Source organism: Microcystis sp. M113S1 (genome assembly GCF_020246945.1).
GTDB lineage: Bacteria > Cyanobacteriota > Cyanobacteriia > Cyanobacteriales > Microcystaceae > Microcystis.
Window position 1 is genome coordinate 1 of record NZ_JADBSA010000023.1, and the last position, 13235, is coordinate 13235.

Annotated in this window: 10 protein-coding genes and 1 pseudogene; all 11 read left to right on the forward strand. The window is 41.8% G+C overall.

All coding sequences use genetic code 11. The features are described from left to right. Positions 1-357 (forward strand): annotated as a pseudogene (locus tag IM319_RS01395) (Uma2 family endonuclease); the annotation flags it as partial. A gap of 14 nt (positions 358-371) precedes the next feature. Continuing rightward, positions 372-1157, forward strand: coding sequence for a Uma2 family endonuclease (locus IM319_RS01400; RefSeq protein ID WP_287734331.1), 786 nt, complete (start codon positions 372-374; stop codon positions 1155-1157). A 44-nt stretch (positions 1158-1201) separates the two neighbouring features. Next, entirely contained in the window at positions 1202-2269 is a 1068-nt protein-coding gene (locus IM319_RS01405) for an NAD-dependent epimerase/dehydratase family protein (RefSeq protein WP_287734332.1), read from the forward strand. 3 nt (positions 2270-2272) lie between these two features. Then, on the forward strand, positions 2273-3097 hold the full coding sequence (locus tag IM319_RS01410; RefSeq protein ID WP_287734334.1) for a transketolase: 825 nt from the start codon (positions 2273-2275) through the stop codon (positions 3095-3097). Beyond that, positions 3094-4005 (forward strand): transketolase family protein, encoded by a 912-nt coding sequence (locus tag IM319_RS01415; protein WP_287734336.1) that lies wholly within the window; start codon positions 3094-3096, stop codon positions 4003-4005. The genes IM319_RS01410 and IM319_RS01415 overlap by 4 nt, the downstream gene beginning before the upstream one ends. Before the next feature lie 11 nt (positions 4006-4016). Further along, positions 4017-4394, forward strand: a complete 378-nt coding sequence (locus IM319_RS01420; protein ID WP_287734337.1) for a GtrA family protein — start codon at positions 4017-4019, stop codon at positions 4392-4394. After that, entirely contained in the window at positions 4394-5326 is a 933-nt protein-coding gene (locus tag IM319_RS01425) for a glycosyltransferase family 2 protein (protein ID WP_287734338.1), read from the forward strand. The genes IM319_RS01420 and IM319_RS01425 overlap by 1 nt, the downstream gene beginning before the upstream one ends. Before the next feature lie 231 nt (positions 5327-5557). Further along, complete coding sequence (locus IM319_RS01430) at positions 5558-7126, forward strand: hypothetical protein (RefSeq protein ID WP_287734340.1); 1569 nt, start codon at positions 5558-5560, stop codon at positions 7124-7126. Between the two features lie 360 nt (positions 7127-7486). Next, positions 7487-12178 carry an ExeM/NucH family extracellular endonuclease gene (locus tag IM319_RS01435; RefSeq protein ID WP_287734342.1) on the forward strand — a complete coding sequence of 1564 codons (4692 nt, stop codon included), beginning with the start codon at positions 7487-7489 and terminating at the stop codon, positions 12176-12178. Between the two features lie 56 nt (positions 12179-12234). Continuing rightward, complete coding sequence (locus tag IM319_RS01440) at positions 12235-12747, forward strand: PEP-CTERM sorting domain-containing protein (RefSeq protein ID WP_287734343.1); 513 nt, start codon at positions 12235-12237, stop codon at positions 12745-12747. Positions 12748-12819: 72 nt separating this feature from the next. Further along, positions 12820-13083: an IS200/IS605 family transposase gene (gene tnpA / locus IM319_RS22305; RefSeq protein ID WP_353857170.1), complete on the forward strand. Its 264-nt coding sequence runs from the start codon at positions 12820-12822 to the stop codon at positions 13081-13083. Positions 13084-13235: the final 152 nt, after the last annotated feature.

Below are 13235 nucleotides of genomic sequence, written 5' to 3' on the forward strand. Positions count from 1 at the left end.
AAATGGTATTTTTATGAGCAAATCTTACAAGTACCTGTCTATGGAATTTTTCAGCCAAAAACAGGAGAATTAGATGTTTATTGTTTAGTGGCAGGAAAGTATGAGCAGCAGTTGCCAGATGAGAATAATCGTTACTGGATAGCAGAGATTAACTTATTTTTGGGAGTCTGGCAGGGAAAAAAAGCTGAAGTGACAGCCTATTGGTTGCGTTGGTGGGATAAGTCGGGAAATTTGTTATTATGGGGTAGTGAACGAGTCGCACAAATTGAATGTCAACTTGAACAGGAGCGAATTTTGCGGCAAAAATTAGTCGAAAAATTAAGAGAATTAGGCGTTAGTGATGATTTAGGTTTTTAAGGAGTTGAAATAAAATGGCTCAAGAAACCCTCGTAATTGGTGCTGACCCAGCAGAGATAAAGCTACCACCTACCCAGGATGAACTCCTTTCTGATGACGGTATTCCCATGGAAACCCAGCGACACGGACTGCAAATGCAGTTATTAGTCAGACCTCTCTCCCAGTGGTTAAAAACTCAAGGACGAGAAGCGTTTGTCGGGGGCAATATGTTCGTTTATTTTAGCCCCAATCAAGTGCGTAACGAGGATTATCGCGGACCTGATGTATTTGTGGTGTTGGACGTGCCTCGAAGAGAACGGAAAAGCTGGGTCGTCTGGGAAGAAGAAAAAGCTCCTGATGTGGTGATTGAGTTGCTTTCTGAAAGTACAGCCAAAAAAGATAAAGAAGGGAAAAAGCTGATCTATCAGAATCGTTTGCGGGTGACAGAATACTTTTGGTATGATCCCTTTGACCCAGAAGATTTAGCGGGACATCGCTTAGAAGGGGGCGTTTATAAATCTTTAAACCCAGATGCTCAAGGAGGGTTCAGCAGCGAAATCTTAGGTCTGGTGTTAGTGCGCTGGCAGGGAATTTATGGGGATGAACAGGAGCCAATTACTTGGCTGCGTTGGGCAACACCAGAGGGGCAATTGCTCCCCACCACAGAGGAGTTGGCAGAGCAGGAAAAGCAACGAGCCGAGCAGGAAAAACTACGAGCCGAGCAGGAAAAGCAACGAGCCGAGCAGGAAAAACTACGGGCTGAACGCTTGGCGGCAAAATTGCGATCGCTAGGAGTTGAAGTTGATGATAGTTTATTGTGATCCGTTATTGACCATAATGTCCATAGCTGGTGTAATATACCCTGATGACCAATCTTCTAACAAACGACTTAAATCATATTCTTGCCCATACTAAAACCCTGTGGGAAGAATTGCGGGGACAACGAATATTTATTACCGGAGGTACAGGCTTTTTTGGCTGTTGGTTATTAGAAAGTTTGATCTGGGCTAATGATCAGCTAGACTTAAAAGCATCGGCGGTTGTTTTAACCAGAAATCCTGATAGTTTCAGGCAAAAAGCTCCTCATTTAGCCAATCATCCCGCTATTCAATTCCATAGCGGTGATGTTAGGTCATTTGAGTTTCCTGAAGGGGAGTTTTCTCACATTATCCACGCTGCAACGGATGCAAGTTCTCTAGTGCATCAAGAAAATCGTCTTTTTGTGCTGGATACTACAGTAGAAGGAACCCGACGAGTGCTAGATTTTGCTAAAACTTGTGGCACCCAAAAATTGTTACTGACTAGCTCAGGGGCAGTTTATGGCAAACAACCCCCGGATATCAGTTATATTCCAGAAAGCTATCAAGGGGCACCGGATGTGAGTTCTCCTAACTCCGTTTATGGAGAAGGAAAACGGCTTGCAGAATTATTAAGTGTTGTGTATGCTAAGGAATATGGGATAGAGTCCAAAATTGCCCGGTGTTTTGCTTTTGTTGGTCCCTATTTACCTTTAGATGAATCTTTTGCCATTGGCAACTTTATCAAAGACATTTTGGAGGAAAAAACGATTCACATTAAAGGAGATGGGACTCCCTATCGTTCCTATTTATATGCTTCAGATTTGATGATTTGGTTATGGACTATATTATTTAAGGGTGAATCTTGTCGTCCTTATAATGTCGGTTCAAATGTGGAAATCAACATCAAAGACACGTCCCTAGCAGTGGCACAAATTGCTGGAAAACCTAATTCTGTAACGATTGCTCAAGAACCGGTTACCGGTCAAAAGACCCAAAGATATGTACCGGATACCCAAAGAGCTTTACAAGAATTAGGACTCAAGTCAACGGTTGATTTACCCACCGGGATTAAAAAAACCCTAGCATGGTATCAACAAAGACTAACAAAAACTGATGATGATCGAGGAGATTAACTCATGAAATTTCAAGGAAATGAACTCCGCCAAACCGTTCTGAGGATGGCTTTTGCTGGTTCAACCGTGCATATTGGCTGTGCCTTTTCTATTATCGATATTTTGGCTGTTCTCTATCGTTCTTACTTAAATCTAGGGAATGGTCAACCGGAGTCCCCCGGTAGAGATTATTTAATTCTCAGTAAAGGTCATGGAGTAATGGCTCAATATGCTTGTATGTATGAATTAGGCTGGCTAACAGATAAAGACATTGATAATTACTTTGGCAATGGTACAATTCTTAAGGGGTTATCTGATGCTCATGTGCCTGGTTTAGAAGTAACTTCAGGGTCTTTAGGTCATGGTTTATCTGTGGGGGTGGGGATAGCTTTAGCAAGTAAAATGAAAGAAACTGGACAGCGTTGTTTTGCCATTGTGGGGGATGGAGAAATTAATGAAGGTTCGATTTGGGAAGCCTTACTTTTTGCCTCTCATTTTCAACTGTCTAACTTGTTAGTCATTGTGGATGCTAATGGTTATCAAGCGATGGGTTCGACTCAAGAAGTTATGAATTTAGGTCAAATTGCCGATAAATTTAGGGCTTTTGGTTTTGACTGTCGAGAAGTGAATGGTCATGACGAAACAGCCTTAGATCAAACTTTGAAAGAATTATTAGAACTGTCTTCCCCTTGTCCTAAAGCTATTGTTGCTCACACGGTTAAAGGGAAAGGTGTTTCTTTCATGGAAGATAATAATGTTTGGCATTATAGCCGCTTAAATCGGGAGATTTATGCCCAAGCTCAAGCTGAATTAGAACCTCAAGTTTACAAGGACAAATTAAGTTTATGAGAAACGCTTTTTCAGATGCTTTAGTCAAATTTGCTTTAGGGGATGAGCGAGTTCTGTTATTAACCGGGGATCATGGTTATGCTTTATTCGATGATTTTCGTCAAGCTTGCCCTAAACAATATATCAATGCGGGGGTGGCCGAACAAAATATGGTAGGGGTGGCGGCAGGACTCGCTAAATCCGGGTTTTTCCCAGTAGTTTATGGTTTAAGTTCTTTTCTGCCGATAAGAGTTCTAGAACAAATTAAGTTAGATATTTGTTATGAACAATTAAAGGTTTTATTGATTGGAGATGGCGCTGGAGTGGTCTATAGTAGTCTGGGTTCTAGTCATCAGTCTACCGAAGATATTGCCGCTTTAAGGGCTTTACCTAATATCTCGATTCTCTCCCCGGCAGATGCCTCCGAAATGACTCAATGTATGAATTGGGCTTTTAACAGTGATAGACCAGTTTATTTACGCATGGGTAAGGCAGATTTAGGGGTAATTCATGAGACTTTACCTAATCTTGATACGGGTAAACTTTACCCCGTTAAACCAGGCACCGGCAACCTTGGATTTTTGGCGACAGGTTCGATGGTTAAAACTGCTCTAGAAGTAGCCCAAGAATGGGATAATAGTGGGGTGTGGAGTGTTCCTTTTATTAAGCCTCTTGATGTCCAACAAGTGAGAGAGATTTGTCAGCAATACCAAGCTATTGTGGTGATAGAAGAACATTCTATCTATGGGGGGTTGGGTTCTGCTATTTCTGAAATTGCCAGCACCTATCATCCCAGTTGGATTTGTCGCATTGGTATTGAAGATCGATTTTCTCAGTTTTGCGGAACTTATCAATATTTGATGCAAGAACATCGACTAGATGTTGCCTCAGTTAAGGAAAAAGTTAGAAATTTTATGTCACGATTGTAGAAAGTAGAAAAATGTATCTAATCCCAAAAAGCAAATTTGTTAGATTTTTGTTGGTTGGAGTAATTAATACCTTATTTGGTTATTCCGTCTTTGCCTTGATGATTTGTCTAGGATTAGATTATCGCTATTCCTTACTTATTGCTACTATTTGCGGAGTATTATTCAACTTTAAAACTATCGGGGGGATCGTTTTTAAAAATAAAGATAATCGACTACTAGCTCGCTTTCTTGGTGTTTATTTGGTGATTTATTTATTAAACGCTGAATCCTTACGAATTGTCAAGACGCTGGGAATTAATATGTTAGTGGCACAAGCTATCTTAGTTTTGCCTCTAGCAATTGTTTCCTACTTTTTCAATAAAACTTTTGTTTTTAGAGGGGATAGATAATGAAAAAAATTACGATTATGACTCCTTGTTATAATGAAGAAGGGAATGTTGAAGACCTTTACCTGCGAGTTAAAGAAGTCTTTAATCAGTTACCTAACTATGAGTATGAACATCTTTTTATCGATAACGCTTCCCAAGATAAAACTATAGATGAATTAAAAAAAATTGCTCAAAAAGACCCCAGGGTAAAGGTCATCGTTAACGCTAGAAATTTCGGTCCCGTTCGTTCTGGTTACTATGGTATTCTTCAGTGTTACGGAGATGCGGTTATTTTTATTGTAGCAGATCTGCAAGATCCTCCCGAATTAATCCCAGAATTTGTCAAGAAGTGGGAAGAAGGCTATAAAGTTGTTAAGGCGTTTAAAACTCCGATGAAAGAAGGAGCTTTTTTCTATTTTGCTAGACAAATTTTTTATTATTTAATGGACAATCTTTCAGATATAAAAGTTACTAGAAACTTTACAGGTTTCGGGTTATACGATCAGAAAGTCATCAATGTTCTACGAGAGATTAACGATCCCTATCCCTATTTTAGGGGACTCATCGAAGAGTTAGGTTTTGAAAGTTTCTCTTTTGAGTATCAACAACAACGGCGAAAACGGGGTATTAGTAGTTACAACTTCTATCGATACTATAGCGAGGCGATGCTGGGTATTACCAGTCACTCCCAAGTTCCCCTCAGACTGGCGACCATGTTAGGCTTTGCTTTGTCCCTCTTGAGTCTGGTAGTGGCGTTAGGTTATTTAATCGCCAAATTGTTGTTCTGGGATTATTTTCCTTTAGGAACCGCACCAATCATGGTCGGACTATTTTTACTCGCTTCTGTGCAACTATTTTTTATCGGCATTATCGGGGAATATATTGGCTTAATGCACATGAGAATTTTAAAAAGACCTTTAGTTGTGGAACGAGAACGGATTAACTTTGAGTGAGTTATCTTATGTAAGGACAATCAAATGATAAATAACCAAATTGATTTACGGTGGTGGCTACTGAGTAACTTGGCAAATGTTCAATCTTTGTCAATTATTTACAGAATATCGGTAATAGTCACTTTTATTATCTTCATTTCTTTCGCTTTTTCTCCTCTCATATTCCTGAGAACTCCCACGAGTAAGATTCAGAAGTTTTTATTGTCAAATCTAATATTTATTACATCTTTAGTGACTTTTATTTTAGCAGCACGCTGGCCAGGTTTCTTGCCACCAATGCTAAACCCCGATGAGGCACTATTTACCGCAGGTGCGCTCAAACTGTTGAAAGATCCAGTTTTCTGGCGTGCGGTAGATACAGGTTCATCTGGACCTCTCAATGTTTATCCTCTGACTCTACCAGCTTTTTTCGGGTTCAGAATTGAATATGCTAGTAGTCGAGTGATCGGCTTAATCATGATAATTGCTGCTATTGTTTGTCTTTATTATGCTTTATCCACTCTCTACGATAAGAGCCTTTCTCGCCTAGCAATAGTTCCCGTTGTTACAACTGTCGCCTTAATGACATTTTTTGACTATGTGCATTATACAAGTGAACATTTTTCGGTTGCAATATTAAGTGTGGCTTTGTTAATCGTTTGTAAATATTATTCTGGTAATTCATCTAATCCTAATCACCTGATATTTGCCTTGGGTTTTATCCTGGGAACTACTCCTTTTGCAAAAATTCAGTCAGTTCCTATAGCTTTCTCAATTGCTTGTATATTTTTGCACATCCTCTGGCTAAAAAGCAGAGCAAGAGGTCAATTTATCAGGAGTTTTGCTGCTTTCTTTCTTGGGGGAATGTTGTTCTCGGCTTTAGTCCTACTATATCTAACAATTTTCTCAATATATGATGCTTTCTGGAAATCTTATATACAACAGAATTTATTGATTTATTCTAGCCATGGTTTGATGGGAGACGTAAATCAACTAAGCTTTTTCGGAAAAATCAACATATTTCTTCGGATGTTAAGGGGAGTGCAAGATACACAGAGATTATTTTTATTAACAGCAATTGTCTTGATATTAGGAGTACCATTTTTAATAATAAAGCGTGTTTCCTTAAGCCAAAATAAAGAAAAGTCCAAGACATTTTGCTTTGTCTATTACAGTTTATTTATTTTGGTTGCATCGAGTTACTCAGTTATTAGACCAGGGAACGGGTTTACTCATTATTTGCTGTTTCTAATCATACCTAGTGGATTTCTCATCGGCGTTTTTATGGGTGAACTGGCACAAGTCTTACAAGTGTCAAAATTAACTCGTTCAAACTTAAAGTTCTCTCTCTTAACAGGTGTCATTTTGATTACAGTTGCTAGTAGTTTTTTAGAATTTGCCACAACGATAACATCAGATAATGTTTACCTTAATAATCGCAGAAGATTTGCTAAAAATTATCTTAGTCCGATTGCAGAAACTATTCTAAATTATGCTTCTCCTGGTGAATCTATGGCTGTCTGGGGATGGGCATCAGAGTTATATGTTGACACGGGACTGGTAACAGCGACAATAGATAGTGTTTCCCTTTGGCAAATCCTACCAGGTTCACTGCAAGAATATTTTCTGAAAAGATACGCAGACGATCTGATTAATTCTAATGCTAAGTTATTTGTTGATGCTGTAGCTCCAAGAATGTTTTTCTTTACCGATAGAGAAACTCAGGGACACGAATTTTTTCCTGAAATTGCTAGGGTTATCAATGAAAATTATCGGCTAGTTGATGAAGTTCAAGGAGTTCGTATTTATCTTAAAAAATAATCCTACGCTGTCTTACCTCTTGTTCTTGGTTAAACAACCACTGAAGTGGTTACTACTAACCTGGAAGCTTGTAAACCAGATTTGATGACCGAATAAATATAGAATCTTTTCGCTAATTGTCTTGGAGAGATGGGTTAGTTATAATGACAAGTCGAGGATTTTCTGACGGAACTCTACTGGATAGGATTTCATTCTTTGTGCAATTTTGCTATCGTTAACGTTATACTTCATGTTTATGAGAAAGGCTATAATTTAACGAATAATCTCTTTTAACCAAACGTTTACGGGTAATTAAAGGAGAGTTTACCAGTCATTAATCCTTGAACTCTAGGGTAGTAAAGGCATCTTCATCGCTACAGTATGAGTAACGCTACCTTTACAGAAAATTTTAACACTTTTACTGGTTCGGGATTCGCCCCGATTCCGAGTCTAGGTCAGCTAGATTCCGACCTTTGGATTATTTCCGGTCTTTCCGATGGCAGTATGACCTATGGGGACACCCGTACTTCTTCAGGAGATTTTGCCAGAGGACAGACATCTGACCGCGTCACCACTGGGGGAGTTTATGCTTTCAGCATCGCTTCGGGAAATAATGCTTTTGGGGTACAACCCACAGGAGATGATTTTACCCCTGGCGCTATCACCCTACGCTTACAGAATGTCACTAATAGCTTAGTGGATTCGATTACTCTTTCCTATATCATCCGTTTTCGCAACGACCAAAATCGGGCCAATTCTCTCAATTTTTCCTACTCTGGGGACGGAAATAGTTTTACTGCTGTTAGTAGTTTAGACTTTATCACCCCGGGTAATCTGGACAGTTCCGGTTGGCAGTCGGTAACTCGTTCTATTACCCTTTCTGGATTAAGTATCGCCGCTAATAGTAATTTTTTCCTGCGTTGGACAGGAGATGATGTTAGTGGTAGCGGTAATCGTGATGAATACGCAATTGATGATATTGCCGTGACTGGTTTAGCCGCTCCCGGTACAGTTGTTCCGCCCACTCCTACCCTCGTAAAAATCCATGAAATTCAAGGTACGGGTTTAGTCAGTCCAATTTTAAATCAATTGGTGACTGTAGAAGCGATCGTGGTGGGAGATTTCCAGGGTAATACGGGATTAAGTGGTTTTTATCTCCAGGAGGAAGATAGCGACAGCGATAGTAATCCTCTGACTTCGGAAGGTTTATTTATTTTTGAAGGCAATATCCCGATTATTAACGTTATTATCGGCGATAAAGTTAGGATTACAGGAACAGTTAGTGAATTTGGTAACGCGGGGGTATCCTTAACCCAACTGAGCAGCATCACAGAAGCGTTAATTATTTCTAATAATAATCCCTTACCCACGGCCGCCACTATTAGCAATCTCTCGGCAGCCAATGCTCAACCGCAAGTTTTAGAAGCTTTTGAAGGAATGCGGACAACTTTCGCCGAAACTCTCTCCTTAACCGAATATTTCCAACTTGGTCGTTTTGGTAGTGTGGTTTTATCCTCTGGGGGACGTTTACAGCAACCCACTAACGTTACCAATCCGGGGACAGATGCCAATACTTTACAAGCGAGCAATAATCTGCGACGAATTACCCTGGATGATGGCAGTAATCTCACTTTTCCGACGACTTTATTCGGACGTGGTGGCAATCCCCTCAGTACCAGTAATATTTTACGGGCCGGGGACGCAGTAACGGGATTAACCGGAGTTTTAGACCAACGTTTCGGAGTCTATCGCATCCAGAATAACCAGGGTGTGGACTTCCAAGCGGTGAATAATCGCTCAGAAACGCCCACTAATGTGGGGGGTAGGCTAAAAATTGCCAGTTATAACGTCCTTAATTACTTTACCACCATCGCCAATGGCACTAATAATGCCCGGGGTGCCAACAGTATCAACGAATTTCAGCGTCAAGAGGAGAAATTAGTCACGGCGCTTATCGGTCTTGATGCCGATGTTTTCGGGTTGATAGAATTGGAAAATAACGGCGATGGGGCGATATCTAAGCTTGTTAACGCTTTAAATGCCGTTGCAGGTGCAGGAACCTACGCTTTTATCCCCACAGGTACAATTGGCACCGATGCGATTAAGGTGGGAATCATCTACAAACCCGCTCAAGTTACCCCTGTAGGTGATTTTAAGATCTTAGACAGTAGCGTTGATCCTCGTTTCGATGATACTCGCAATCGTCCCGCCCTAGCACAAGCCTTCCAAGAAGTCAATACCGGTGCCAAATTTAATTTAGTCGTCAATCACCTAAAATCAAAAGGTCAATCGGGCTTAACTAATACAAGTGATCCTAACTTCGATCAAGGGGATGGTCAAGGTTTCTGGAATGCCAGTCGCACCAATGCGGCCTTAGCCTTAAAGGATTGGATAGCTACAGACCCCACTAATAGCGGTGATGGGGATTATTTAATTATCGGGGATCTCAATGCCTACGCCCAAGAAGACCCAATTCGAGCGCTCGAATCCGCCGGATATACGAATTTAGTAGGTCAATTTGGGGGTATTAACGCTTATTCCTACGTTTTCGATGGACAAGCTGGTTATCTCGACCATGCTCTGGCTAATGCTAGTTTAGCCTCCCAGGTAACGGGAGTGACGGAATGGCACATTAACGCTGATGAACCTAGTGTTTTCGACTACGATGACAATATCGTTGACTCCGGGGAAAATCCCTCCAATCCTCCCTTAAACCCTTCTGCACTCTACCAAATTAATCCCTATCGTACCAGTGACCATGATCCCGTTTTAATTGGTTTAAATTTAACCACTCCCCAACCCTTTAAACTGCAATTATTCCATTTTTCCGACAACGAAGGTGGAATTTCAGCCCTTGATGATGCCCCGCGCATGAGTGCGGTGTTAAATGCTTTGCGACAGCAGGACATCGATAATGACGGTGTAGCGGGTTTTGCCAATACCCTCACCCTTGCGTCTGGAGATGCCTACATTCCGGGGCTATTTTTCGGGGCCAGCGAACAGGTATTCGGGGCAGTTGGCCGCGGCGATATCCAGATTCTCAACAATTTGGGAGTACAAGCGAACGCTTTTGGTAATCATGAATTTGACCAAGGTACAGCAGTTGTCCGTAATTTAATTCTTCCCAGTGGCAACTATCCGGGTACAAATTTCCCCTATCTCAGTTCTAATCTTAATTTTGCCCCCGATACCAACTTAGCCAGTTTAGTGACTGCCGATGGTCAGGAAGCGAGTACCATTGCTAATAAAATCGCTAAGAGTACGGTGATTACTCTGCCCGAAGGCCAGAAAATTGGCATTGTTGGGGCAACTACCCCGATTTTACGCTCAATTTCCAGTCCGGGTAACGTGGGAGTTTCTCCTGCTAATCCAGATGACCTTGATGCTTTAGCGGCCATTATTCAAGCTTCCGTCGATGCACTTTTGGCCGCTAATCCGGGGATGAATAAGGTCGTTTTGTTAGCCCATATGCAACAATTATCGATCGAACAGACCCTAGCAGAACGTTTACGCAATGTCGATATTATTGTAGCTGGTGGTTCCCATACTCGTTTAACCGACGAAAATGACCGTTTACGAGCCGGAGACACCTTCCAGGGCGTTTACCCCATTGTTAAAACTAACCCGGACGGAAAACCCGTAGCGGTAGTTAATACCGATGCCAATTATAAGTACTTGGGGCGCTTAGTTATCGATTTTGATAGCAATGGTCATATCATTCCCGAAAGCTACAATCCCAATATTAGCGGCGCTTACGCCACCGATGCCCAAGGGGTGACGGAAGTGGGGGGAACAGGATTAGAAGACCCCGAAATTCGGGGGATTACCAATTCCCTCAGAGAGGTTATTAACGCTCAAGAAGGCAATTTCTTCGGTTTTACGCGAGTTTTCCTCAACGGTCAACGGTCGGGGACAGGATTAGATGGAGTTCGTCAACAGGAAACCAATCTCGGCAATATTACCGCCGATGCTAACCTAGCTGAGGCCAAAAAAACCGATGCTAACGTGGTTATTTCCCTGAAAAATGGCGGTGGTATTCGCAATAGCATTGGCAGTATCATCGTTCCCACTGGTACAGAAGCAGTACGGGTAGCCCCCGAAGAAGTACCCGGAGTGAAACCGGCCGGGGGAATTTCGGAAGTAGCGATTAAAAATGCCCTCAGTTTTAATAATTCCCTCAGTCTCACCACTGTCACCGCTAGTGAGTTAAAGGGGATTTTGGAGTACGGTCTGGCGGCTAGTACAAACGACCCTGCTAATTCCCAAGGCCGTTTCCCGCAAGTGGGAGGAATGGCCTTCAGTTTCGACCTTGATGACCCCGCCGGCAGTCGGATAAAATCTTTGGTAATCAAGGATGAAAACGGCACAGTTATCGATGTGGTGGCGCAAAATGGCGCAATTGTCGGTGATGCTAATCGTAGCTTCCGCATGGTGACTCTTTCTTTTCTTCTTGATGGCGGTGATGGTTATACCATTCCCCAGCGCAATCGCGTCAATTTGCTAGGCAGTACACCCAACTTCACTGGTAACGCAACTTTTGCCCCCGATGGTACGGAACAGGACGCTTTTGCGGAGTATTTACGGGCGAATTTCTTCAATCAACCCTTTTTAGGGGAAGATATGAGCAGAGAATTTGATACCCGTCTGCAAAACCTCAATTTCCGCAGCGATGAAGTTTTGCGTTCTACTCGTTCGGGTACGGCCGGCATTGATAATCTAGTGGGTACTACCGGTGATGATGTCTTAGTCGGGTTCCAAGGTCGCGACACCCTAACTGGTTTAGGTGGTAATGATTTCTTTGTTTACGTTAGTCTTAGCGATCGCAGTGATACTATTACTGATTTTACCGTCGGCAGCGACAAAATTGTTCTCACACAACTGCTTAATAGTTTGAATTACACCGGCAGTAATCCCATTGCTGATGGTTATATCACTTTTACTGGTCGTGGTAGCAGTACGGTTCTCAATATCGATACTGATGGTTTTGGAACTGCTGCCAGTCCTTTATCCCTAGCGTTAATTAATAACGTTGCGGTGGCAGCCTTGAATAACCTTGCCAATTTCCTATTCTAGTTTTTTTTGGCCGATGCTCTCAATGCCCACCTGAGTTTTTTTAAGGAGTAATTCCCATGAATAAAGTTGCTATGATCACAGGTTTAGCCCTAGCATATTTTGGTGTTAATGTCAATAGTTTGCAAGCGGCAAATATCACTTACAATTTTCAAGGTGTTATAACTTCTGGAAGTCTGACCGGGACTTATTCTGGTTCAGCTAGTTTCGATGATGGGGCGATTACAGGCGTAGATTTTGAATCTACCCCCTTGAGCAATATTAGTTTTAATCTCCTCGGCCATAGCTTTAATCTCGCTTCGGCCGATGCCAATCCCGTGGCCAATTATTTCGATGGGACTTTTATTGGCATTGATTATAGTGTCACCTCTACTAATGCTTTCTTTCCCATCGCTAATTTTGCCCTGACTAGCGGATTGTTTAACCTCAGTGAAGCGGCTTTTACCTATACTACTCGCTTGGGTATTGCGGGACAAGGTAGCCTAACTTTTAGCAAAGTTCCTGAACCTTCTATGGTTATCGGTTTAATTACTTTAGGAGGAATAGGTCTTGTCCTCCGCAAAAGGCCCTAACTAATTTGAGACTTCCTTAGCTAAAAACGCCTACCTCAAACTAATGAGTAGGCGTAGTTTTGGGATGCCAGTATCGTAGAGTTTAGCGGTGAGTCTGACCATGTTCACATTCTTTTAACTTATCCCCCCCATAAATTACTAAGCGGGTTAATTGCTAATTTGAAATCTACTTCAAGCCAGCTTTTGTGGGATAACTACAGTGACCATTTAAAGAAGATTTACTGGAAAGACAAGAGAGTATTATGGACAGGAGCTTACTTTGTGGCTAGTTGTGGTGGCGTTACGATAGATCAACTTAAAAAATATGTGGAGAGCCAAGACTCCCCAGAATATTAATTGTGCTTCGCTGTTTCTATATTGGTTGGCTTTTCATCTCCGAGGTGAAACCGAGGGTTCCTTCAAGCCAACATTTAAGGTAAAACTTTGGCATAGACAAAATCAGCCAACTCTACCCTCCCCCCCACTTTTCTAGATCGATTTAGTCTGAT